The sequence below is a fragment of the Pedobacter agri genome, assembly GCF_032678665.1.
Classification (GTDB): Bacteria; Bacteroidota; Bacteroidia; order Sphingobacteriales; family Sphingobacteriaceae; genus Pedobacter; species Pedobacter agri_A.
In genome coordinates this window covers 43,069-66,138 of the sequence record NZ_JAVTSH010000008.1, presented here as the reverse complement: position 1 = coordinate 66,138, position 23,070 = coordinate 43,069, and the positions used below count along the sequence as shown (strand labels likewise).

Here is a 23,070-nt window from a genome sequence, read left to right as displayed (position 1 = left end):
TCTGTAAACAGCTTTAAAATTATCAACATGAAAAAAATTATCATATATAGCTTTGTTTTAATCTCAATTTCCGTTTGGATGATTGGATGTAAAAAACAGAATTACCCTGGTGGAGAAGTAAGTCCTTATTTACCCATCTTCGATTTGAGAGGGCTTTACAAAGGATCGGATATCACTTTAAGTCCCGAAAATATGTACGGTTCCAGCAGCATCTCTGCAGTGGTTGTTTCAGATCATTCTGGAAAAAACCTTCCTGCCGGTTTACTAATTGTTCAGGATAAAAAACGTTTATCTCAACTAAGGGGTATTGCCATTCCAATTGGTGCTGATGCAGCCAAATACGTACCCGGCGATTCAGTTGTTATCAATGTTTCTGAAGGTGTATTGGGTCGTGTAGATGGAATTTTGCAAATTAAAGGCATTTCCCCTGGTGCGATAAACCGAGTAGCACAAAACAAACCTATCGCCAAAAACAGAGTGCCAAGTAGTTTTATCCTGGCAGACCCAAATAAGTATGAAAGTACGTTATTAGCGATTGTAAAAGGTGGGTTTAATCCACTTCCAACACCTACAGATGTATTATCGGGCGACAAAACGTTGAATGATGGATTTGCTGATATTACCTTGCATACCGAGGCAACAGCAACCTTCGCGAACAGCCCATTGCAATTCTCGGCAAATTATTACGGTATCTTATTTAACAAAGTAAGCTCAACCGGTACGCTTATTCCAGAACACCGGATGAGAACGGCAAGCGATGTTATTACTTTAAGTTCAACGCCTGAAATTCCGGATTTTATCATCTCCGGATGGATTCCTGATCCGAGAGGCACCAATGCGAATAACAACTACATTCAGTTTATTGCCACAAGAGATATTAATTTTGCCGTAACGCCATTCTCAGTAGTAACTACAAATAATGCTGGCGCTTCAACGCCTGCTGGTTTTCCTGCAAATGGTTGGGCAACAGGTGGTTTACGTACCTATAAATTTAACTTAACCAGTGGTTCAGTAAAAAAAGGTGGCTATTTTTATGTAGGTGGGACAGGTAGAACCATAAACAGTACAGGCTCAACTCCAATACCTACTGCTCAATATATCAGAGGAATAAATTATTCTACAACAGCTGGAGATGGATTTGGTGCCATAACCAATACTTTACTGGCAAATAGTGGTAATGCTTATGGTATTGCAGCGTTTGCGGGTACAACGGTTACCGCTACTACCAGACCAATTGATGTAGTTTTTGTGCATAATGGAGGTAGTTTATTTACTCCAGGACCGCCAGCACAAGGTTACCGCATTGCAAACAACGATTTTTACGATGTTTATGATCCATTGGAGGTTGATCCTGCTGATCCAAATAAAGGTTTTCAACCATTTTATTTACAAGGTACCAATACCATCAGGTTCAGTTACCATGATCTGACTGTCACTGATGTCGGATGGTTCTACAAAGCTGGTGGTATTTATAGTGTTACACTTGGTAAGTGGGTAAAGGCGAGAGATATGAAATACATTATCTTACCTAAAGATAATTCGCCGGCAAACATGTCAATAATTGAAGATGACAACATCGTGATCAGAACCAATGCCGCAACTGGCGTAGAAATTGGGCGTGACACTATTCCACCAACCAGAATTAGATAACAAGTCCTGAAGATGCCCAAAGCTTAAATATGTTTTGGGCATTTTTTAATCATCAATGTATTACTGAAAAGCATTTCGCTTTTAATTATAAAAAATCTTTACAACCATCCTTATTAACAATGAATAGAAGATCATTTATCCAAAAAACTGGATTATTAACCACCACTTTATTTGTTAGCTTAAAATCTTATTCTGCCTTATCTCTTTTAGATGCAGATGGGAAAATAGGTGGCCGAGTAACCAGTAAAGGAAAGGGCATTGCAAATGTTGTGGTTTCTGATGGATTCAGTGTGATCCAGACCGATAAAAATGGTGGTTACAACATTGAGGTTAATCCGTTAGCTACATTCATTTGGATCAGCACACCATCCGGATATGAGTTTACCACTGATAGCCACCTGGCAAAATATTACGAAAAACTTGATGCTAAAACCGCTCTGAATTTCGAGTTGAAGGAAATGAAGCAAAAAGATAACCGTCATAATTTTATTATTTGGGCCGATCCTCAGGTGAAAAATAAAACGGATGTAGAAAAAATGATGACGACTTCTGTTCCAGATACCAAAAAAGTAATCCAGTCGATGGGAAATATACCCGTTCATGGAATTACGGTTGGCGATATTGTTTGGGATAACCATGCCCTTTTTGCCGATTATAACCAGGCTGTGAAAGATATGGGTATTCCTTTTTTCCAGTGCCTGGGAAATCATGATATGGATTACAGGATGGGCGGCGATGAAACTTCAGACAAAACTTTCCAGGAACATTACGGACCAACTTATTACTCGTTCAATAGGGGTAAAGCACATTATGTTGTAATGGATGATGTTCGCTATTTAGGAGAAGATAGAAAATATGATGGTTTTATCAATCAGCGACAGCTGGATTGGTTGGCAAAAGATTTACAGTTTGTTGCGAAGGATGCGCTCGTAATCATCAATCTTCACATTCCAGTTCATAATTCAGTAAAAAATAATACCGATTTATACGCCATTTTAAATGGTTTTACGAATGTTCACATCATGTCTGGCCACACTCATTACAACAGAAATGTAATAACAGGTAACATTTTTGAGCATAACCATGGTGCAGTTTGTGGTGCCTGGTGGACTGGCCCTGTTTGTGAAGACGGTACGCCAAGAGGTTATGGCGTTTATGAGGTAGATGGCACCAATTTAAAATGGTAATATCAACCTACCGGATTAAGCAGAAAAGAACAGGTACATATTTATGTTGATGAGCTAACCAATCAGAAAAGGTTAATTGCCAACGTATGGAACTGGGATCCGAACTGGAAAGTTGAATATTTTCTTGATGGAAAGGCGATGGGCGCAATGGAAAACCAAAAAGGTTATGATCCGCAAACGGTAACATTATATAAAGGTGCAACCTTACCTGCGGGAAGAACTTTTCCTGAACCACATTCTACCGAACATTTATTTGTAGCGCATTTTGCTCCTTCGGTGAAAGTAATAAAGGTAGTGGCTACCGATCGGTTTGGCGAAAAGTTTGAGGCAGAATTTAAAGGTTAGGAAAATGAAATTACCAGCCATATTGTTGATTTTACTTGCTGGCACCACCTCATTTACCAACCGTTTTTTAGCTGATGCTACATATCCCGTTTTTAGTGCTGAAGCGCACCGTGGCGGCAGGGGGTTGATGCCAGAGAATACCATCCCGGCAATGCAATATGCACTGAAAAATAGCAAGGTTACTACCCTTGAAATGGATACTCACATCACTAAAGATCTTGAGGTAGTGGTTACACATGATGATTATTTGAGCAGGTCGTTCACGCTACAACCTGATGGAACTGAAATAACCAAAGAAGAAGCAAAAAAATATGTGGTATACAAAATGGACTACCCAACATTGAGTAAGTTTATTGTCGGTTCAAAAGACTATCCCGCTTTTCCTGAACAGAAAAAAGTTAAAAGCTACATACCACGGCTTGGTGATTTAATTGATTCTGTTCAGCGCTATATCAAAATCAATAAGCTCAAACAGTGTTTTTATGATATCGAAATCAAATCATCAGAAAAAGGAGACGATATCATGCATCCAAAACCTGAAAAGTTTGCAGATTTAGTTGTTGCCGTTATCCGAAAAAAGGGAATTACAAACTATACCATTATTCAGTCTTTTGATAAAAGGGCCCTTCAGATAGTTCACCAAAAATATCCGGAGATTAAACTTTCTTACCTGGCCAACAACGATAAAAGCTATGAACAGCATATCCATGATTTAGGCTTTAAACCTTTCATCATAGGTTCTTCATACAAAGGATTTAATCCTGACATCATCGCGAAAGCACATGCAGATGGTGTGAAGGTATTAACAGCCACGGTAAATGCCAAGGCAGAAATAGAAAAACTTAAAAAACTTAAAATAGATGGGATCATGACTGATTACCCGAACTTTTTTTAAACAACAATAAAACAAATATGAAATTTAAAGTAGCAGTTACATTATTTTGCGCCGCAACTACGTTTGCGTCAGTTTCCTATGCACAACAACCCAAGTTCCCAGCTTTCAGTGCAGAAGCGCATCGGGGAGGAAGAGGGCTTTATCCAGAAAATACCATCACGGCGATGTTGCAAACTATGAAAATTGATGGAATTACCACATTGGAAATGGATACGCACATTACTAAAGATGGCAAGATTGTGGTTACCCATGATGACTATCTAAGCCCTGCATTTATGCTTACGCCAGAAGGCAAAGAAATTCCTGCAACCGATGCAAAAAAATATCCGGTTTTTGGTATGGACTATAATGATTTGAAAGCCTTTGATCTGGGAAGCAAGTATTTCGATTCATTTCCGAAACAGCAAAAGTCCAAGCAATATATTCCATTGCTTGCATCGTTGATTGATTCAGTACAGGCCGAAACTAAAAAGGGCAAGCACAATCAATTTTTTTATAATATTGAGACGAAATCCAGTGAAAAAGGTGATGGTATCACAAATCCTGAACCTGAAGTTTTTGTTAAATTATTAATGGATGTGATCGAGAAGAAGAAAATTACGCCTTTTGTGGTCATCCAGTCATTTGACAAAAGAACGATCCAAATCATCAATAAAAAATATCCGAAAGTTAAAACTTCGTTTCTGGTTGCCAACAAAAAGTCATACGAGGAAAATATTGCTGATTTAGGCTATAAACCATTTATTTTAAGTCCTGTTTGGCAAATGGTGACAGAAGAATTGGTTAGCAAAGCACATGCTGATGGCGTAAAGGTAATTCCCTGGACCGCTAACACTGCTGAAGAGATTACAAAGCTCAGGGCACTAAAAGTAGACGGGATTATTTCTGATTATCCAGATGTTTTAGTTCAAACGAAATAGTATTTTAGTGTCTTAAAATTCATGACTATGAGAATAAATCTTTATAAACACCTAATTGTCGCGATTGTATGTTTGCTTCTTAATCTAGGCAATACATCAGCTCAAACGGTAAAATGGGACAGCACTTATCGTCCTGGTAAGTACGTTGAAATTGTAAATAAATTTAAAGCAGATCCCATATCTAAAAAGAACTTTGTGTTTTTGGGCAACAGCATTACCGCCGGAACAGACTGGGCAAAGTTGTTAGATCTTCCACAGGCAAAAAACCGTGGTATTTCAGGCGACATTACTTTTGGCGTATTGGAACGTTTGCAGGATATCATTGATGGAAAGCCGGCAAAGGTGTTTATCCTTATTGGTATTAACGATATTTCAAGAAATATTCCTGATAGTGTGATTTTAAGAAATTATAAAACCATGATTTCGAGAATTCGCAAGGGTTCAAAGAAAACTCAAATTTACTTTAACACACTTTTACCGGTTAACAGTTCTTTCGGTAAGTTTAAAAATCATTACAATAAAGATGAGCACATTTTATGGTTGAATGATGAGATTAAAAAGTTTTCAGCTAAAAATGTTACTGTTATTGATTTGTACTCAAACTTCACTGATCAGGATAAACACCTTCGTGCTGAATTAACAAAGGATGGACTTCATCTAATTCCGGAAGGCTATAAAGTTTGGGCTGATTTCTTAAATAAAACAGGCTACTTAAAATAAACGGCTCAAACTTAAATTCTACCATAAAAAAAAGCGTTCCAGTGAAAATTGGAACGCTTTTTATCGAATATTTAACCTTTAAAATCCTCTTAGCCTTGTGCTGGTGGATTTGAAACTACCGGAGCTTTATCTCTGTCTCTTCTGCCCATTCCTTTTCTCATTTTCTCACCTTTCTCTCTGGCTTCTGCTCTTACTGCTTCCAGTTTAGTTTTTTGTTCTGCTGTTAATACGGCATCAATTTTAGCTTTTTGAGCCTGCATTGTTGCTCTGCCTTCTTTCATCTTTTCTTTCCTGTCTGCCTGATCTATAGATCTAAAAGCATCAACCTTTTTAGCATTTTCTAATTCAATTGCATAAATCTTGGTTTTTTGATCAGCAGTTAAACTCAGTTCTTTTTCTAATCTCGCTGTTGCCCTTTCAGCCCGCTGTTCAGCAGTCATTTTTGGCATTTGTTTTCTAACTCTTTTTGTTGAGTCTTGAGCAAATGCAGCAGTTAAACCCATCACCGCAATTGCTATTGTTAAAATCGCTTTTTTCATGTCTATTTTTTTATGTGTTTGTTTTATTATAGATATGAATTGTGCAAAACAGTTTAATCGGGATAAGTTAAAAAGTGTTAATTTTTGTTAAGCTGCGAAATAGACTTTTGCATTTGCGCCATCATCTGTGTCAGGGTTTCCATTGTTGGATCGGGTGCCGGTTCAGGAAGTGAAGTAGAGATGTAAGCTTTTGCTCTCCAGATTTCAAGGATGTCATCAGCTGCAATAGTGTAAGGATCATACACCTTGTTATCAGATATAAGTTTCAAATCTTTATTCTCTTTAAAACGATTGCCCGCTCTTTTATACACAACGCCCTCGTTTTTACTGATTACTACATAGGTTTCACCGGTTTTCACTTCATTCCAGTTGTCGAGGTATTCACCAATAATTACACTTCCCGGTTGCACAGGTAACATACTATCACCCATAATTTCAAAAGCACGGAAAGTTCCCTGTCTTAATGCAGCTAACGGAAGTTGAAATTTTGGAAGATCACTTATATACTGTGGATCGGAGAAACCATTTAAGTAACCGGCACTGGCTTTAACCGGTACCAGTTCAATGTTCTCTTTATCATTTTGATCGACAGAAATACTAAGCACTCTTAAATTTGAACCAGAGCTTTTTGGCTTTGGTTTCCAGCTGTCACTAATCTTCTCGTTGATAAATTCATCGATAGTTAAATCAAAATATTCTGCTATTTTTTTTAGTAATTCATATTTCGGCTCTGCCCGGTCTTCTTCATAAGCACCAATTAGCGAACGCTTAATTTCCATAATATCAGCGAAATTCTGCTGTGTGTGACCTTTTTTCTTCCTGAGGTACTTTAAATTATTTGAAATATTCGACATAAAAATAAATTTTAAAATAAATTTGGAATTACTAAAATAGTTAGTAATTTTATGCTCATAAAGTTAGTAATATTATTTTGATTTGCAAGAAGGTATACTAAATAGTTTAGTTTTAATTTTAGATCCATTGATTATGAAAAAGTTTGTTTACATCGTTACCGACAGAAATCGCACCAGCATGCATGTAGGCATGAGTTCTGATTTAATTAAAACATTAGATTTTTATAAGCAGATGCCAAACTTATTCTTTGATAATGGAAAGCAATTAACCCGTTTAGTTTATTTCGAAGAATTTAAAACTGAAGCTCAGGCCTTGGCAAGGTTTAAAGTAATTAGCCGATTTACACGCATGCAAAAGGAAAGATTAGTTCGCTCATGCAATCCTGATTGGATTGATTTAACCATTGGTTTAGATTTCGAGAATATATTGTTGCATAGAAATATAACTAACCAGGTTACGTTGGCCTTTACGAGTTTGTCGTAAAAAGATATTGGGCTGATTTTGTTTGAACGAATGGTTTGTGCATTATTTATTATTGACGCTACTTCAAGTTGGTTTTACGAAAGTCGCTTTGGCGAGTTCCAATTTTTCATCGAAACATGGCAATCCCATTCAGGCAAATAATTTTACAGACGAGATTGCTTCAATGGATGAAAACTCAATTTCGCAATGGCGGGAAAAACTATTCTGAAGCTTTTTTCAGAAAACTCTTTTCCAATTCGTTAATCTTTTCAAAGTATTCGTTTTTATTCATGAAAGCTTTTGGGTTGTAAGCTGCACCATCTTTACGTTTATCATAAAGATTAAATTGGCTGGCGTGTGATGTTACCCAAAGATTGAAATCAATATTTTTCATTGCTTTGAAAGTTTGAACGTAATCTTGCTCAATATTTGGATAATCTTTAATCTCCGAAAACTTTCTGTCTACAATTACCGAAGGAAAATTAGCAATTAAAACTTTATAGCTTGAGGTTTCATCTTTTGTATTGAAAAGGAAACTGCAAGATCCTTTGGTGTGGCCAGGATGATGAAGCATAGTAATAATGGTATTTCCCAACTTGATTTGTCCTTTATCCTTTAACAAACGATCTGGAGTGACAGGTTTAAAGGTTACGCCATATTTCCCAAGCTCATAATCAGATTTACCACCTGTTTTAAGTTCATTTGCATCTTTTTCATCAACATAAAGTTTAGCGCCTGTTTCTTTTTTGATATCAGCCATAGCGCCCATGTGATCGAAATGCGCCTGGGTGAGCAACAGAATTTTGATGGCTTTATAATCAAACCCCAAACTTTTAATATTCTCTTTAATAATAGGCAATGAATTGGCTAATCCTGTATTGATTAAAATATTACCTTGATTAGTTACAATTAAATAGGAAGCCAAATCGTAGGTGCCTACGTAATAAAGATTGCCTGCAATTCTAAATGGCTCGGTTTTTTGCGACCATTCTTTTGGGTTGTTAACTGGCTCAGTTACATTTTGAGCCATTGCCATCAACCTAACAGACATCAGAATTATTAAGGCAATCTTTTTCATGTTATAGCTTATCAATTTATTATGGCACTAACCATAAGTTAAAAACTTTCTGAATTACCAGCCAGGAGCGAAGGTTAAACCGAAAACACCAGTTTTAACATCTTTGCGTTGGAAAGGTATGGCATAATACGGCTCCAATACAAAATAACCAAACACGTTTACACGCAGAGATACACCCACACTCATTGCCGGCACACGCTCATTGGTTGCCTGATAAGTTACTTGTTTCCCTTGACTATCAACAACAGGAACACCGTTTGCATCTCTAACTACCTCTGTTGTATATGTCGGTTCACTTTTGAATTTTACCTTCGTGTCATTCGTCCATGCCAGACCTGCATCAAAGAATAAGTTTAAATCGCTAAATAGAAATTTGGACGGTATGGCAGCCAGTTTTTTAGGTCCGGTAAAAGGTAATCTCAACTCAAAATTGAATACCGCAATTTTACTTCCAGTTAATTGATTGATGTCAAAAGATTCTGACGATTGCGCTGAAGTTGTTTTGTAGATTGAATTTGATTCATAACCTCTAATTAAATAAGGATAACCTACGTACATTGGGTACAGGCGGTCAGCATCTTTACCAATTCTGAAAGTATTATAAGATCTGGCGGCAACGGTAACAGGCTTCAACCTCCAGTATTTTCTTAAATCTGCCGTGGCACCTGCAAAATTATAGGTTCCGAAATATTTTTCTCCCGCCACGCGGTATCTAAAACCATCTAAAGGCCCGGTTAAACCAAATATCGAATTATCGCCAACAAAACCTGCGTTAAGTTGATAAAGTGTAAATGATCTGAAAGGTACGCCATAATCTAATGTTGCCTGATCATTGTCTAGTCTTTTTCGATCTGAACCTATATAGTAGCCTGCGTTATTATAATAATTGCTATACCTGTCGATCCTGTAGCTATAATGAGAAAATGCTCCTCCAAGTTCGAATCGGTGCTTTTTACTAAATGGGTAGGCGCCAAAAATTTGCAATTGATCTTCAAAAGTTCTAATAATATCTGTTCGCTCACTTAAGGCGTCAATGCTTGTGTTATTATCGGCAGGCAGTTTTTCGTATCCGTAAGAACTAAATCCAGATACATAAGGAATGTGAGATATTGCGGCTCCCCAGTTAATTCTGCTTTTTTGATTAATGTAACCTACCAAACCACCTGCATCATAAATTTCACCGTTAACCGAGATATTGGCGATGATTTGATTGGTACCTAAAATATCGCTAAACATCCCAACAATACCACCAGAAACACCAGTGCCAAATCTACTTGTAGAAACGCCAACGCCACTATTAGCCAAATAATCCAATCTAAACTTCGGTTTGTACGCCACAGTTTTCATCGAATCGGCAACAATTTTCTCAAATCTATCAAAGTTGTTAAGATTAGAATTGATGATGTTTACTCCGAAATTCTCCATTGGTGGTAAAATGGCTGCGTCGAAGTTTTCTTCCTGGTTACCAACTCTTTTGGCTTTAAAACTGCTTAATTTTGCATTGTAAAGTGTGTAGCGCTGATAACGATAGTAACTGTAAACAATATCATCTGTATTAGATACTGATATCGCTGGAGAAAACTCAGTGATACCACTAATACCTGTAAAGTAATCGGTTAACTGATCTACCGAATTATCTTCAAAATTGTATTTATAAAGATTTCTGAATCCATCTCTGTTTGATAAGAAATAAATATTTTGACTGTTTGAAGAAAATTGTGCGTTTAAGTTATTTGCACCTGGAAAAACATCAAGATTGCTTACAGCCTTTGAAGCAATATCATAAACTGCGAGGTTAATAGGTAGTACTGCATTGATATTTTTATTCTGGATGGCAGCTCGATCTGAAGAGAAAACAATCTTTTTACCATCAGGAGAGTAGCTTGGTGCATAATCTGAATATACATCATTGGTGATTTGCGTAATCACCTTTGAATCTAGATTATAAGAATAAATATCACTTTGTCCTTCCACCATACCTGAAAACGCAATATCCTTTCCGTTTGGCGACCAGGTTAAGTTCCCAAATTGTTGTACTTGTTCCATCGCGGTTTGAGAAACGGTACTTCCATTTGCCACATTGATAATCATCATCTGGTTTTTACCATGGCTGAAAATACTGAATGCAAATTGCTTACTATCCGGCGACCAGGCACCAGCTGATTCAATGAAGTTAAAATCGTCAATGTGTCCATTTGAAATTTGGCTGGTCAGCTTCCGGATAATTCTACCCGTTTTCGCATCAGCCAAAAATAAATCGATGCCAAATAAATCTTTTTCCGACATGAAGGCCACATATTTTCCATCAGGACTCAGGGCAGGAGCAACGTTCATGTTACCTGCATTTTTATTATCGATAATTTTAGTTCCGGTTATCTTAATCTGCGAACTATCAGCTTTTAGCATGGGTTTGTAATGCGCATCGATGGAGTTTTTCCATAAACCCGATAACGTTTTATCATCGTAACCGAAGGTGTATCTGATCGCATTTTCATAACCGTATTTAGCTGTATTTTTAAATAACGGAACAATGGTTGTATCGCCATATTGTGAACCGATGTAAGTCCAAAAGGCTTGCCCGTAGCGATATGGAAAGTATTTGTTGGAATTGGTCAGATCTTTTAACGATGGAATATCTCTGTTTAACATGGCATCACGCATCCACATTGACGTAAATGCATCCTTTTTTCCAATGGATAAATATTCAGCCATACCTTCAACCATCCATAAAGGCGTTTGGCCAACATTTTCTAAGCTAATGGAATCTTTTTGCAACAAAATGTGATATTGAAAAGCGTGAACCAATTCGTGTCCTAACACGTGGCGTGTTTGGCTATTCAGCTCCATTACTGGCATAATCACCCGATTTTTTAGCGCTTCTGTTACACCACCAGTTCCAATTCCAATCTCTCCCTGCAGGGCGGTAGTTTGCTGAAAATCAGGATGGTTGTTATAAAGAATAATTGGATTTTTTGTCAGAAATGTATCTCTAAATACTTCCTGATGCATCTTATACCAGGTTTCTGCATCCTGAGAAAAACGCTTCAACATATTATCATTCTTCAGATAATAATAGATTTCGAAATGCGGAGTTTGTAAAACTTTAAAATCGAGTTTTTTATATCGAACCTTATTTTGTCCGAAATATTGCGCCTGTGCAGAAAAAGAAAGAATAAGCAAAAGCAATATTGGAACATATTGCCTCATATAAGTAGAGCCTATTTTCATAAATGTTTGTTTAGTTTGTATCAATAATTACTATTCGGAAGTCGGATAGATAAATAAAAATAATAACACTTTAAATTAGTATTTAAAATTTAACACTTTTTAAAGGAGTTAATAACTGATCCTTTAAAGCCAAAATCTATTGGCCACCATTTTCATTTTTTTTCTTTTCGCGTTCTTCCTGTCTCTGTTTCCTCCGCAGCTCTCGCTCTTCCTTTTTCGTAAGCGGGGCAGTGGTTGCAGGCTGGTTTTGTACAGGATCGGCTTTCTTTTCTTCCTTTTTCACCTCTTGTTCGGTTGGTGCTACAGGTTGGGCAACTTCAGGTTCCGGCACATCAAAGTCTGTAGAATCTACTACGACACTATCAGTAGAAGTTGTATCTCTAACATATTGCGGACTTGGGCAGTTGTAAGTTCGGGTAATTTCTACAGTCGCTTTAGGGAAGGGACCATAAGTATAGCCCGTTGATGGATCTAAATAAACTTTTTCCATAAACTTGGCAAAAATTGGCAAGGCAGTTCTTGATCCTTCACCTTGTTCACCATTTTTAAAGTGGGCTGTCCTTTCATCGCAGCCTACCCAAACACCGGTTACTAAATCCTTGGTCAGCCCCATGTACCAGGCATCAACATAATCTGATGAAGTGCCGGTTTTTCCACCAATCTGGTTATTCTTTTTAAACAAGTTTGGCCATTCCCATAAGGCTTGCGATGTTCCTCTGGGTTCTTCCATACCCCCACGAAACATATATGTCATTAACCAGGCAATCTCTTCAGATAAAACCCTTTTTGTTTTAGGCTTGAATTCCTCGATAACATTATTATCCAGATCTGTGATTTTTTCGACCAGGATCGGATCGGTTTTAATGCCTTTGTTCATGAAAGTTGCATAAGCCTTAACCATTTCGTAAACGGTAACATCATTCGAGCCTAAACTTACCGATGGAACAGATTCCAGATGACTGTCTATACCACATTCATGGGCATATTTTACCACATTATCCCATCCAACTTTCTCCGTTACCTGAGCCGTAATGGTATTAACCGATCTGGCCATGGCCCAACGCAAACTCATTTCCTGGTAGGTAACACTATAATCTGCATTTTTTGGTTCCCAATATTTTGTCTCTCCTTTATCCTGGTATGCAATTTTAACCGGTTTGTCTGTAAATTTATCACACGGGCTCATGCCTTGTTCTAATGCGGTTAAGTAAGCGAAGGGTTTAAAAGTTGATCCTGCCTGTCTTTTGGCTTGATTTACGTGATCGTATTTAAAGAACTTATGATCAATACCACCGACCCAAACTTTAATTTTACCACTGGCGGGCTCCATGGTCATCATTCCAGTATTCAATATTTTTCCATAATAGCGAATGGAATCTAACGTGGAAAATAATGTATCTCGATCGCCTTTGTACGTAAAGATTTGCATCCTTTTCTTTTTATTGAAATAGGCTGTAACAGAATCTGGCTGATTTGGAAACTTCTTCTGCAACATTGCATAAACCGGTAAATTTTTCATCGCCCGATCGGGATAATCTACTTTTTTCTTCTCAGAATCGTACCATGGATCTTCATTTCCCCAAACGCTGTAAAACCGGCGTTGTAAGGTTTTCATTTGCTCTGCTACTGCTTCTTCTGCATATTTTTGGAGTTTTGAATCAATTGTAGTATAAATTTTTAAACCATCTTCGTTTAAATCGTAACCATTTTCGGTACACCATTTTTCCAGGTATTTTGATACAGCAGCCCTCAGGTACGAATCGCCATCACTGCCATCTTCCATTTTACCTTCTTTAAGTTTAATGGGCTCTTTGGAAAGTATAGCCAAACTATCTTTACTTAATTTATTGTTTTTATTCATTTGGCTTAATACAACATTTCTGCGTACCAATGCCTTTTCAGGGTTTTTAGTAGGATTATAGAGGCTTGTACCTTTTAACATACCAACCAGCATCGCTGCATCGGTAGTAGCTAAATCTTTTGTTTCCTTATCAAAATAAATTCGTGCCGCTGTTTTAATGCCGTAAGTGTTATTTCCAAATGATACCGTATTGAGGTACATCGTAATGATGTCGTTTTTTGAGTAATTCGACTCCAGTTTAACTGCAGTTAACCATTCTTTGAGCTTCACGATTAAGGTTCTTACCAATGGAATTTTTACAAGAAACCCTTGTGATTTGTTGTACCTGGTGCGATACAAGTTCTTTGCTAATTGTTGGGTAATGGTACTGGCGCCGCCATCTTTACCCATGCCTACAACAGCACGCCCTACAGCCTGTGCATCTATTCCCCAGTGTTTGTAAAAACGAACATCCTCGGTGGCAACCAATGCATTTATTACACTAGGTGCGATATCGCTAAAACTAACAGGAGTTCGGTTCTCTTTAAAATACCGGCCAATGAGTTTTCCATCAGAAGTATATAGTTCAGAGCCAACACGCAAGGTTGGTGTTTTAATATCACGATAACTAGGAGAATAGCCAAATAGCCACAGAAAATTCAGTTGAAGTGCCGAAAAGAAGATTATTATAAAAAATATAAAGATTGTAAAATAACGTAAGTACTTGTTTTTTATCTCTTTGAACATATTAAATAGGCTGATATTTTGGTAAATGCTGTGGCGTTAAATATAAAAAACTCTCTATGCAAATTCACGTTTTTAATTTACTAATTTTTTAGTACTATATTTAAAACCTTGATGCTGAAATAATCTAAATTACAATAAAAGATGAAAAACGAATTTAAGGCGCTAATTGTACAAGGCGATAAAAAATTTTCAATCAAAAGTGCAAAAACTGATTTTACCGGAGATTACAATAAAGAAAAGGCTAAAGATGCTTTGATTAAATCAAAAATCGAAGTGAACCATTTGCAAGAGAAACTATATGCTTCAGCAACACATTCGCTCTTAATAATCTTTCAGGCAATGGATGCCGCCGGTAAAGATAGTGCCATTGAACATGTAATGAGTGGTTTAAATCCGCAAGGATGTCAGGTTTTTAGTTTTAAGGTTCCGACATCCGAAGAATACAAACACGATTTTTTATGGCGACACATGAAGGCCTTGCCCGAGCGTGGACGTATTGGCATTCACAACCGCTCGCATTATGAGAATGTTTTGGTTTGTAAAGTGCATCCCGAATATATTTTAAGTGAAAGCATTCCAGGTTTTGATGAGGTTAAAAAAGTTAATAAAAATTTCTGGAAACAGCGCTACCAAAGCATTAGGAATTTTGAGGAGCATTTGGCTGCAAATGGAACAGTTGTACTTAAATTCTTTTTAAATGTTGGCAAAGACGAACAGAAACAAAGGTTTTTAGATAGGATAGAAGACCCCATTAAAAATTGGAAATTTTCTTCAGGTGATATTAAGGAAAGGGCTTTATGGGATGAATATATGAAAGCTTACGAAGACGCCATTAATGAAACCAGCACCAAAGAATCGCCGTGGCACATTATTCCGGCAGATAAAAAATGGTTTGCCAGATTAGCCATTAGTGAGATCATTGCCGATAAATTAAAAAGTTTGAATATTAAATTCCCTGTTTTAGATGAAGTGGAACAGGGGAAATTACTGGAAACCAAAACTGCGTTATTAAACGAATAACGCAGTGATTTTGCGGCAGCTTGAGGGGTTTAGTTCTCGTGAAATGTTGATCAATATCTAGTAATCCAGCTTAAACTTGCTTAAATCTGGCTTAGGTTTGTTCCGATTCTTTTCAAACTCATAAATTGTTCTTCCGAGGTTTTTCATGAAGGGAAAACAAACGGTTTCATATTCGTATTTGTTATCATTAAAAATGCCGTCTTCATTGCTCTGAATTACAGCAGTGAGTAAAAATTCAACGCCCGTTTTGAAATCTACAAAGTAAGCGTTGTCTATAATATATCCGTAACTGTCTCCGTATTTGTTGAAAATTCTAATATTAGGTTTTGGGGCTATATTTTTCTCCCGACCATAATAAAGCATTTTGGCATAGGTTGGCCAAAATTCGTTCGCATCATATTTGGGGTAATCGCTCTCTGTTGGATATTTACTCATGTAAGTGTAAATCATCTGATAATCTGCTGAAGCAAGATTAAATCTTTCCTTTGCCGGAAAAGCTTCAGGAAACATCAGTTTCTGCATTAAATGATGTTGATCATTAATGGCAAAGGCATTTTTATTTGCTAAACTGAAAGGTTTGTTTACCAAACGATCAGCGCTGTCCAGATATCCTTTACCCATGGTTAAGTTAGTTAAATCCAATTTATATTCTTTTGGATCAAACTGCGCTTTTTGGTCATAAACCAATTGATCGCCATGGTAAAACTTAATCGGGTTCGTATGTTTAGAGGTTTCCCCGGCATCGCCGATAGCAAGTCTGTTTAATACCCGACTGTCATTAAACCCATATTTTTTCAATTTTTCATTAATTTCAGCACGACCGATAAATTCAAATAATCTGTTAAAAGCATCATTATCGCTGGTAAGCAAAATCTTTTTAATATAGTGTTCAATAGTTGGATAGCCATTTTTGGCGGTGGTATCTTTGGTAACTTTTGTTTGTCCCCGAAAGGCGCTATCGGTAATCATTTTATTGTTAACCGTCAATCCTGTACTTTTTAGTCGATTTACTTTTTCCAAAGCAAAAATAACGGCAGCAAGTTTGACCGTGCTGGCCGGATAGAAATAGCGGTGCGGATCTAAATTAAAGCTATAGCTTTTAAAACCTGGTCTATTTTTAGCATCGCGTGTAATTTGCGTGTATAAAATCTGCACCTGATTTTTATCTGGATGGTTTAGTACCGAACTGAACAATTCTGGTCGGGATTCCATTAACTTCTTGAGAAAAGTTGTATCCGTGTTTTGAGCCATCGTAATAATGCTGTTGAGTAAAAAAATGATCAAAAAAAGGGTTCTCATGGTTTCTTGTTGAACTATAAAGTTAAACTTTTAATGTAAATGTGCCGTTTCTCATCATTTATTTTACAGCTATGAGAGGTTAGTTATTGTCTGAGTATTCCAGTGAACTATAAATGTGCTCAGCGATAAATGAGGTAATTTAATATAGGTTAGTAGTTTTAATATCCGCTAATAAAATTTAACTTTGCATAAGATAGGAATTCGGGTTTGGGCATTCGAAAATCCTATTTATTAAGATACCAACTACTATATTCCACAATATGTCTAATTTAAAATTTAATCCGCGTAACCTTATTTTATTACTGATGATTCTGGTGATTACCTTATTTCGTTTATTGGTAACCTTCAACTCAGATGAGCTTCAGTTCGCTAATTTTTCTTCGATAGGGGCAGTTGCACTTTTTGGTGGCGCATATTTTAAAGATCACTTTAAGGCGTTTGCTTTTCCATTAATCAGTTTATTTTTAAGCGATTTTATTCTGGCTAATACAATTTTTAGCAAATACAGTAATGGTTTTTTATATGAAGGTTGGTATTGGACTTATCTGGCTTTTGCTTTGATGGTTTTAGTGGGAAGAGTTTTGCTGAAAAAAATTAACGTGGTAAGCTTACTGTCATCAACCTTAACAATTGTTTTCATTCATTGGATTGTTACTGATTTTGGAGTATGGTTTCAAAATCCTTCATACACGCAAGATTTTGCCGGCTTTTGGTTATGCCTCGAAAGAGCAATTCCATTTGAAATCAGATTTTTAGAAGGTACCTTGATATATGGTGCACTACTTTTCGGAGCATTTGAATTATTAAAAGCAAAGTATCCTGTACTAAAACTTCAGGCCCAAAGCGTTTAGAAATAACTAATGTTTCTTTAAATCCTCTTTTGATTATTCAGAAGAGGATTTTTTTTAACTTTATATTTTTTACAGGTAAATAATTCCTGTTAAAAATCCATCATCCTTTAAATGTTTCGAATGAAAGTTGTCTCTTTTTTACCTGCCGCAACCAAAATGATCTACGACATGGGTTTGCAAGAACACTTGTACGGTGTTACATTCGAATGTCCTAAAGAGGCTGCAGCGCAACCTAAAGTAGTCCGCTGTATTCTCGAAGGTAAAAACTATTCGAGCATTGAAATTGATCGAATCTTTTCTGCATCGAAGGCGCAGGGTAAAAGCTTGTATTGGGTTGATGATGAACTTTTGGAAAGCATAGCTCCTGATATCGTATTTACGCAGGATGTATGCGAAGTTTGCAACATCGATACCGTTTGTACGGAAACTGCTGTCATGAAGTTGTCTAAAATGCCCAAACTTGTTCCATTATCGCCAAACAATCTTCAGGATGTTTTTGAATGTGCCATCACCATTGCAAAAGCTTTAGGGAGGGAAGAGGTTGCACTACAATACCTGGCGAACCTTCAAAAACAAACGGATTATATTTTAGATCAGCTCAGAGCAAATAGGGCTCCGTTGAAACGTGTAATGTTAATGGAATGGATTGAGCCCATTTATAACTGTGGACATTGGATTCCTTTTCAAATTGCGGCCGCTGGTGGCGTTGATATGTTATCTAACCCTGCCGGAGATTCAATCGTTACTCCATGGGAAAAAGTGGTTAAGTATAATCCTGAAGTATTGGTTATTGCGCCATGTGGTTTTGATAAAGAGAGAACACTGCAGGAAATAACGTTGCTGTTTGCTAAAAGTAATTGGAGCGAACTCCACGCTGTAAAAAACAATCAGGTTTACATTGCCGATTTTGATATGTTCACACAGCCCAGCATCGGCACACTGGTGCAGGGAATTCAGGCGCTGGCTTGCATGTTTCATCCAGAAATTTTTAAAGCTGACGACATCATTAGCAGCAAATTCAGCAACCTATCAGCATCCAACATACTTCAGTCGTCTTGCTAAATACTTAATCCAAATGAAAATAGTTGTTCTAACAGGGGCAGGCATCAGTGCTGAGAGTGGATTAAAAACGTTCAGAGATTCTGATGGTTTATGGGAAGGCTATCATATTCACGATGTCGCAACTCCTGAGGCATGGGAACGTAACCCTGAAATGGTTCAGGAATTTTACAATGAAAGAAGAAGGCAGGTGCTTGCTGCTCAACCCAATCAGGCGCACCAAATTTTAGCTGAACTGGAGAAAAATTTCGATATCGAAATCATTACGCAAAATATTGATGACTTACACGAGCGGGCCGGCTCAACAAAGGTTACACATCTTCACGGCATTATTACCAAATCGCAATCCGATCGAAAGTCTAATTTAACATATCCAATTAATGGTTCAGAAATTAGTATGGGCGATTTATGCGAACTTGGCTCTCAACTGCGTCCGCATGTGGTGTGGTTTGGTGAGGCTGTACCCATGATTGAAGTTGCAGCTGATATTTGCCAGCAGGCGAATGTTTTCGTGCTTATCGGTACCTCTTTAGCCGTTTATCCCGCCGCAGGTTTAATCGATTTTATTCCAAAAGGAGTGACAAAGTATATTATTGATCCCAGAACACCTGATGTAAAAAGATATCAGAATGTAATCGCCATACAAAAAAATGCCGTTCAAGGTGTAGCCGAATTAAAACACATGCTGTTAAATGCCAAATAAAAAACTTTGTATTTTTAACTGGAGTGGTGGCAAAGACAGCACTTTGGCGCTTCATTACGCACTGCAAGATCCTACGATTGAGATAAAATATTTAATCACAACAATTACTGAAAAATATAATCGCGTATCGATGCATGGTGTAAGAGAATCTTTACTGATTGCTCAAGCCAAAAGCATCGGCATACCTTTATATCAAATTCGATTGGGCGAAATGCCAGATATGAATTCGTATGACCAAGTGATGGAACTGCATTTATCTAAATTTAAGGAAGAAGGAATTACCCATTCCATATTCGGTGATATTTTTTTAGAGGATCTCCGTACATACCGGGAGAAAAAATTAGCAGAAGTTGGATTAATGGCTATTTTCCCTCTCTGGAGAAAAGATACTAAGCAACTCATCAGCGAGTTTCTAAATCTGAACTATAAAACCATCATTGTTTGTACGCAGCAAAACCTAGAAGTTTTTTGTGGACAAATAATTACCAGTGACTTAATTGCCAATTTGCCTCCTGGTATTGATCCTTGTGGAGAAAACGGTGAGTTCCATACTTTTGCTTTCGAAGGTCCCATTTTTAAAGAAAAGATTCCATTTGAATTAGGAGAGAAAGTTTTCAGAACTTATAATCAACCTAAAAAAGTGGATGAAAGCAGTGGGAATGATGATACGGATATTGCTCTTTTAGGTTTTTGGTATATCGATTTAATAAATTAATCGATGTATCAAAACATTTTGGCATCATTTTTTCTTTACTACATATAATTAACTAAAATACACATCCTAATGAAACCTGTTTTGTGAGGTTAGGTAGCAAAGCAAGATTCATAAAAAACAAAAAGTTATGAAAAAGATATTTGTAGTAATCGCATTGAGTTCAGTAATGTTCGCTTGTAATAATAAGGCAAAAGAAGAAGCAGCGTTGAAGCAGCAAGAAGCTGAAAAACAACTTGCAATCAAAGCAGTTAAAGATAGCTTACGGTTAGATAGTTTCAAAAGAGCTGAGACAGCGAAAATTGAAGCAGAAAAAGAAGCGCAACACCAGGCTGAATTAGCAGCTGCAAGAAGAGCAGGAGCAGCTTCATCTAAATCATCTAGATCTTATGCAAGTTCAGGCGGTAGCAGTTCAAGCTCATACGGTGGTACACAGCCAACAGCTAAGAAAAAAGGATGGAGTGATGGTGCTAAAGGTGCCGTAATTGGTGGCGCAGCTGGTGCAGTTGGTGGTGCATTAATCGACAAGAAAAAAGGTAGAGGTGCCATTATCGGTGGTTTAGTTGGCGCAGGTGGTGGTTACCTGATCGGTAGAGGTGAAGATAAAAAATCAGGTAGAGTACAATAATCAATAAAATTATATTTATTTTGAAAGCGGTCATTTAATGGCCGCTTTTTTTATGTTTAAGCTCATCTCAACATCATGATTACTTCAAATTCAAATAAAGGACAAATTCAACACTTTGTTTTATTCTGGTTAAAGCCTCAATTAACTCAAGTCGAAATCCAAGACTTTGCTAATTTCTTCGAAAGCCTTAGGCCAATAAAACTGATTAAAAGCCTGCATTATGGTTTAGCCGCAAACACCCCTGCGAGACCAGTAATAGATAACTCGTTTACCTATTCGCTAACCATTACTTTTGATAATATTAAAGATCATAATGCCTATCAGGAAGATAAAATTCACTTGGATGCCGTCGCGAAATTTTCTAAAAATTGGTATAGGGTAGTAGTACACGATACCGTAATTGCTTGATAGATGATTGAGACTTTATTATAGTCAACGCCCATGCCTAAGCAATGATGATTGCATTTCAAGACATATTTATTAGGTACTTAGTTAGCTGCCTTTGAAGATGATAAGTTATACGAAATGCTTCTTACAAGTAATCTTACCAATAATTTGGCAATAATCGCCTGCAAAACAAAATTCTGTATATTAGTATAATAATCTTTTTATCAGTTACTTATTTTGTTTAATTAAAACTTATACATTATATAGATGATTGATTCTTCCATTGAAACAATCAAATTAGCCAAACAAAATTCTGTATATGAATTTATGTGATTAATAATCAGTGTTTTATCTAATTTTATTAACTAAAATTGGTGTCTTTTGTAAGCAGTGGTAAAGTCTGAACGCATTTGTTTAAATCGCTCTATTACAGTTGCAATAAAATCTTCATCCAGAATTTCAAACACATCATTTACGCCACCGCCGCTCAAATCCAATTCAGCAAGTTTATAACTCTGCTCAAAAGTGCCTTGTTCAAACTTTACAATGTATTTCTGGTTCATTGAAAAGATACTAATCTTACATTCCGGATGTGGAAGTTCTGCAATAACTCTCATATAATTTTATTGATTTGTTTGGTAACAGTTTATTCTAATTGTTTGACACTGATTTTCCGTTCAACGTTCCCCAGCTTTTAATTATTTCAAAACGGGCGAAAAGTTCTTCTGAATACCATTTACGCTCTCTGGTGAGTTTGATTACCTCAGCATGGTCATGTGATTTATAAGCGTAGTTTTTCATACTTTGAGCATCCTCCCAAATGGAAAACGTAGCCTGGTCTAGAAATGGATTTTCTCCAATTCCGGCTGAGAGTATGAAACCATCTGCCCGTCTCATCTCATTTGCAGCTCGTTTAATATTGCTTCTAAATTCCTTTACCTTGTTAAATCTGATTGCTGCCCGGGTAATCACCGCGATCTTACCAGTTGTCGGATTGGGATTTTTAATATATTCAAATGGTTGTTTTCCAGACCATAAGCCATGAGCAGATAAAGGAGTTAATAAGATCGTAAATTCTTCGCAACCGAAAAATCTAAACCATTTCAATACAAATGATTGGTTGTAGAAATGGTCGCAATCGGATTCATTGTTCCATGTTGTTAGTATTGCCCAATGTTTAAAATCAGGAGCCAGATCAACCTGAGCGTCTTTACCGCTGCCCATTAATTTCCAAAATTTACATTTCTGATTTAACCACATGGGAATACGTAATATTGCCATTCCTAAAAAGGCAAAGGGAATGGCTATTCGACTAAACTTCGTAATGGTTAATGCAACGATCATTTCAGGGTATAATTGAATCCAAAACTAAGGAAATTAATATAGCTGATCATTCAATTTTTTGTCATTATCAATCCTTAACCCAAAAATCAGGAAAATCCTGCCTAACTTTGATTAATGGCAGAAGATTTAAAAATAAATAGAACGGCCGCCAAGGCTGGACAATATGAATCGCTGATTCCACAAATTAGCGCCTTGCTAAGTGGTGAAACCGATTTTGTAGCAAATATGGCTAACGTCGCGGCAGCACTAAAAGAACAATTTAATTGGTTCTGGGTGGGTTTTTATCTGGTAAAAGATGAGCAATTGGTACTAGGACCATTTCAGGGTCCTGTTGCTTGTACCAGAATTGCAAAGGGAAAAGGTGTTTGCGGATCATCATGGGCACAAAATAAAACGTTAATCGTTCCAGATGTTGATGAATTTCCAGGACACATTGCATGTGCCTCGGCATCTAAGTCTGAGATTGTTTTGCCGCTTGTACAAGATGGAAAGGTAATTGGTGTGTTGGATGTAGATAGTGAATTTCTAGATTATTTCGATGAAACAGATCAAGTTTATTTAGAGCAGGTTATTTCCATTTTATTAAACAAATAATTTATCT

General features: G+C 36.9%; 21 protein-coding genes and 1 pseudogene. 14 read left to right on the top strand and 8 right to left on the bottom strand.

All coding sequences use genetic code 11. From position 1 onward, the window contains the following. Nucleotides 1-27: 27 nt before the first annotated feature. The 5 genes and pseudogenes from R2Q70_RS16705 (at nucleotide 28) to R2Q70_RS16685 (ending at nucleotide 5,717) form a co-directional block, all read left to right on the top strand. On the top strand, nucleotides 28-1,650 hold the full coding sequence (locus R2Q70_RS16705; RefSeq protein ID WP_316808689.1) for a DUF5689 domain-containing protein: 1,623 nt from the start codon (nucleotides 28-30) through the stop codon (nucleotides 1,648-1,650). A 29-nt stretch (nucleotides 1,651-1,679) separates the two neighbouring features. Then, nucleotides 1,680-3,182: pseudogene (locus R2Q70_RS16700) on the top strand (calcineurin-like phosphoesterase C-terminal domain-containing protein). A 4-nt stretch (nucleotides 3,183-3,186) separates the two neighbouring features. Next, the gene (locus R2Q70_RS16695; protein WP_316808688.1) at nucleotides 3,187-4,077 is read left to right on the top strand and encodes a glycerophosphodiester phosphodiesterase family protein; all 891 of its coding nucleotides are present in this window, start codon (nucleotides 3,187-3,189) and stop codon (nucleotides 4,075-4,077) included. A 17-nt stretch (nucleotides 4,078-4,094) separates the two neighbouring features. Continuing rightward, nucleotides 4,095-4,997 carry a glycerophosphodiester phosphodiesterase family protein gene (locus tag R2Q70_RS16690; protein ID WP_316808687.1) on the top strand — a complete coding sequence of 301 codons (903 nt, stop codon included), beginning with the start codon at nucleotides 4,095-4,097 and terminating at the stop codon, nucleotides 4,995-4,997. A 27-nt stretch (nucleotides 4,998-5,024) separates the two neighbouring features. Continuing rightward, entirely contained in the window at nucleotides 5,025-5,717 is a 693-nt protein-coding gene (locus tag R2Q70_RS16685) for a GDSL-type esterase/lipase family protein (protein WP_316808686.1), read from the top strand. 89 nt (nucleotides 5,718-5,806) lie between these two features. Here R2Q70_RS16685 and R2Q70_RS16680 read toward each other — a convergent pair whose 3' ends face one another. Next, complete coding sequence (locus R2Q70_RS16680; protein WP_316808685.1) at nucleotides 5,807-6,256, bottom strand: hypothetical protein; 450 nt, start codon at nucleotides 6,254-6,256, stop codon at nucleotides 5,807-5,809. 77 nt (nucleotides 6,257-6,333) lie between these two features. Beyond that, on the bottom strand, nucleotides 6,334-7,110 hold the full coding sequence (locus R2Q70_RS16675) for an XRE family transcriptional regulator (RefSeq protein WP_010603232.1): 777 nt from the start codon (nucleotides 7,108-7,110) through the stop codon (nucleotides 6,334-6,336). Between the two features lie 133 nt (nucleotides 7,111-7,243). Between R2Q70_RS16675 and R2Q70_RS16670 the strand changes: the two genes are divergently transcribed. Then, complete coding sequence (locus R2Q70_RS16670; RefSeq protein ID WP_316808684.1) at nucleotides 7,244-7,594, top strand: GIY-YIG nuclease family protein; 351 nt, start codon at nucleotides 7,244-7,246, stop codon at nucleotides 7,592-7,594. Between the two features lie 199 nt (nucleotides 7,595-7,793). Here R2Q70_RS16670 and bla read toward each other — a convergent pair whose 3' ends face one another. The 3 genes from bla to R2Q70_RS16655 form a co-directional block, all read right to left on the bottom strand. Next, the gene (gene bla, locus R2Q70_RS16665) at nucleotides 7,794-8,651 is read right to left on the bottom strand and encodes a subclass B3 metallo-beta-lactamase (RefSeq protein WP_316808683.1); all 858 of its coding nucleotides are present in this window, start codon (nucleotides 8,649-8,651) and stop codon (nucleotides 7,794-7,796) included. Between the two features lie 54 nt (nucleotides 8,652-8,705). Beyond that, entirely contained in the window at nucleotides 8,706-11,858 is a 3,153-nt protein-coding gene (locus R2Q70_RS16660) for a peptidase MA family metallohydrolase (RefSeq protein WP_410478386.1), read from the bottom strand. Nucleotides 11,859-12,015: 157 nt separating this feature from the next. After that, nucleotides 12,016-14,466 (bottom strand): transglycosylase domain-containing protein, encoded by a 2,451-nt coding sequence (locus tag R2Q70_RS16655; protein ID WP_316808681.1) that lies wholly within the window; start codon nucleotides 14,464-14,466, stop codon nucleotides 12,016-12,018. Between the two features lie 141 nt (nucleotides 14,467-14,607). Between R2Q70_RS16655 and R2Q70_RS16650 the strand changes: the two genes are divergently transcribed. After that, on the top strand, nucleotides 14,608-15,486 hold the full coding sequence (locus tag R2Q70_RS16650; protein ID WP_316808680.1) for a polyphosphate kinase 2 family protein: 879 nt from the start codon (nucleotides 14,608-14,610) through the stop codon (nucleotides 15,484-15,486). Nucleotides 15,487-15,543: 57 nt separating this feature from the next. On the opposite strand, the gene R2Q70_RS16645 is transcribed toward R2Q70_RS16650, so the two are convergent. Beyond that, complete coding sequence (locus R2Q70_RS16645) at nucleotides 15,544-16,785, bottom strand: serine hydrolase (protein ID WP_316808679.1); 1,242 nt, start codon at nucleotides 16,783-16,785, stop codon at nucleotides 15,544-15,546. A gap of 260 nt (nucleotides 16,786-17,045) precedes the next feature. Between R2Q70_RS16645 and R2Q70_RS16640 the strand changes: the two genes are divergently transcribed. The 6 genes from R2Q70_RS16640 to R2Q70_RS16615 all read left to right on the top strand — a co-directional run bounded on the left by R2Q70_RS16640 (nucleotide 17,046) and on the right by R2Q70_RS16615 (nucleotide 21,146). Beyond that, nucleotides 17,046-17,636 (top strand): DUF6580 family putative transport protein, encoded by a 591-nt coding sequence (locus R2Q70_RS16640; RefSeq protein ID WP_316808678.1) that lies wholly within the window; start codon nucleotides 17,046-17,048, stop codon nucleotides 17,634-17,636. Nucleotides 17,637-17,756: 120 nt separating this feature from the next. Beyond that, complete coding sequence (locus R2Q70_RS16635) at nucleotides 17,757-18,698, top strand: ABC transporter substrate-binding protein (RefSeq protein ID WP_316808677.1); 942 nt, start codon at nucleotides 17,757-17,759, stop codon at nucleotides 18,696-18,698. 13 nt (nucleotides 18,699-18,711) lie between these two features. Continuing rightward, complete coding sequence (locus tag R2Q70_RS16630) at nucleotides 18,712-19,398, top strand: SIR2 family NAD-dependent protein deacylase (protein WP_316808676.1); 687 nt, start codon at nucleotides 18,712-18,714, stop codon at nucleotides 19,396-19,398. Continuing rightward, on the top strand, nucleotides 19,388-20,113 hold the full coding sequence (locus R2Q70_RS16625; RefSeq protein WP_316808675.1) for a diphthine--ammonia ligase: 726 nt from the start codon (nucleotides 19,388-19,390) through the stop codon (nucleotides 20,111-20,113). The genes R2Q70_RS16630 and R2Q70_RS16625 overlap by 11 nt, the downstream gene beginning before the upstream one ends. A 127-nt stretch (nucleotides 20,114-20,240) precedes the next feature. Then, the gene (locus tag R2Q70_RS16620) at nucleotides 20,241-20,738 is read left to right on the top strand and encodes a YMGG-like glycine zipper-containing protein (protein WP_316808674.1); all 498 of its coding nucleotides are present in this window, start codon (nucleotides 20,241-20,243) and stop codon (nucleotides 20,736-20,738) included. Nucleotides 20,739-20,813: 75 nt separating this feature from the next. Beyond that, nucleotides 20,814-21,146: a Dabb family protein gene (locus R2Q70_RS16615; RefSeq protein WP_316808673.1), complete on the top strand. Its 333-nt coding sequence runs from the start codon at nucleotides 20,814-20,816 to the stop codon at nucleotides 21,144-21,146. A gap of 344 nt (nucleotides 21,147-21,490) precedes the next feature. Here the strand turns inward: R2Q70_RS16615 and R2Q70_RS16610 are convergent, their stop codons facing one another. Both R2Q70_RS16610 and R2Q70_RS16605 read right to left on the bottom strand, forming a co-directional pair. Then, a complete protein-coding gene (locus R2Q70_RS16610; protein ID WP_316808672.1) occupies nucleotides 21,491-21,742 on the bottom strand; it encodes a hypothetical protein in 252 nt (83 codons plus the stop codon). A gap of 34 nt (nucleotides 21,743-21,776) precedes the next feature. Further along, the gene (locus R2Q70_RS16605; RefSeq protein ID WP_316808671.1) at nucleotides 21,777-22,469 is read right to left on the bottom strand and encodes a DUF3291 domain-containing protein; all 693 of its coding nucleotides are present in this window, start codon (nucleotides 22,467-22,469) and stop codon (nucleotides 21,777-21,779) included. A 114-nt stretch (nucleotides 22,470-22,583) separates the two neighbouring features. Between R2Q70_RS16605 and R2Q70_RS16600 the strand changes: the two genes are divergently transcribed. Next, nucleotides 22,584-23,063: a GAF domain-containing protein gene (locus R2Q70_RS16600; RefSeq protein WP_316808670.1), complete on the top strand. Its 480-nt coding sequence runs from the start codon at nucleotides 22,584-22,586 to the stop codon at nucleotides 23,061-23,063. Nucleotides 23,064-23,070: the final 7 nt, after the last annotated feature.

Excerpts from the sequence above, each read along its gene's own strand:
- R2Q70_RS16705 (WP_316808689.1), top strand. The coding sequence starts at position 28 with ATGAAAAAAATTATCATATATAGCTTTGTTTTAATCTCAATTTCCGTT.
- R2Q70_RS16695 (WP_316808688.1), top strand. The coding sequence starts at position 3,187 with ATGAAATTACCAGCCATATTGTTGATTTTACTTGCTGGCACCACCTCA.
- R2Q70_RS16690 (WP_316808687.1), top strand. The coding sequence starts at position 4,095 with ATGAAATTTAAAGTAGCAGTTACATTATTTTGCGCCGCAACTACGTTT.
- R2Q70_RS16685 (WP_316808686.1), top strand. The coding sequence starts at position 5,025 with ATGAGAATAAATCTTTATAAACACCTAATTGTCGCGATTGTATGTTTG.
- R2Q70_RS16680 (WP_316808685.1), bottom strand. The coding sequence starts at position 6,256 with ATGAAAAAAGCGATTTTAACAATAGCAATTGCGGTGATGGGTTTAACT.
- R2Q70_RS16675 (WP_010603232.1), bottom strand. The coding sequence starts at position 7,110 with ATGTCGAATATTTCAAATAATTTAAAGTACCTCAGGAAGAAAAAAGGT.
- R2Q70_RS16670 (WP_316808684.1), top strand. The coding sequence starts at position 7,244 with ATGAAAAAGTTTGTTTACATCGTTACCGACAGAAATCGCACCAGCATG.
- bla (WP_316808683.1), bottom strand. The coding sequence starts at position 8,651 with ATGAAAAAGATTGCCTTAATAATTCTGATGTCTGTTAGGTTGATGGCA.
- R2Q70_RS16660 (WP_410478386.1), bottom strand. The coding sequence starts at position 11,858 with ATGAGGCAATATGTTCCAATATTGCTTTTGCTTATTCTTTCTTTTTCT.
- R2Q70_RS16655 (WP_316808681.1), bottom strand. The coding sequence starts at position 14,466 with ATGTTCAAAGAGATAAAAAACAAGTACTTACGTTATTTTACAATCTTT.
- R2Q70_RS16650 (WP_316808680.1), top strand. The coding sequence starts at position 14,608 with ATGAAAAACGAATTTAAGGCGCTAATTGTACAAGGCGATAAAAAATTT.
- R2Q70_RS16645 (WP_316808679.1), bottom strand. The coding sequence starts at position 16,785 with ATGAGAACCCTTTTTTTGATCATTTTTTTACTCAACAGCATTATTACG.
- R2Q70_RS16640 (WP_316808678.1), top strand. The coding sequence starts at position 17,046 with ATGTCTAATTTAAAATTTAATCCGCGTAACCTTATTTTATTACTGATG.
- R2Q70_RS16635 (WP_316808677.1), top strand. The coding sequence starts at position 17,757 with ATGAAAGTTGTCTCTTTTTTACCTGCCGCAACCAAAATGATCTACGAC.
- R2Q70_RS16630 (WP_316808676.1), top strand. The coding sequence starts at position 18,712 with ATGAAAATAGTTGTTCTAACAGGGGCAGGCATCAGTGCTGAGAGTGGA.
- R2Q70_RS16625 (WP_316808675.1), top strand. The coding sequence starts at position 19,388 with ATGCCAAATAAAAAACTTTGTATTTTTAACTGGAGTGGTGGCAAAGAC.
- R2Q70_RS16620 (WP_316808674.1), top strand. The coding sequence starts at position 20,241 with ATGAAAAAGATATTTGTAGTAATCGCATTGAGTTCAGTAATGTTCGCT.
- R2Q70_RS16615 (WP_316808673.1), top strand. The coding sequence starts at position 20,814 with ATGATTACTTCAAATTCAAATAAAGGACAAATTCAACACTTTGTTTTA.
- R2Q70_RS16610 (WP_316808672.1), bottom strand. The coding sequence starts at position 21,742 with ATGAGAGTTATTGCAGAACTTCCACATCCGGAATGTAAGATTAGTATC.
- R2Q70_RS16605 (WP_316808671.1), bottom strand. The coding sequence starts at position 22,469 with ATGATCGTTGCATTAACCATTACGAAGTTTAGTCGAATAGCCATTCCC.
- R2Q70_RS16600 (WP_316808670.1), top strand. The coding sequence starts at position 22,584 with ATGGCAGAAGATTTAAAAATAAATAGAACGGCCGCCAAGGCTGGACAA.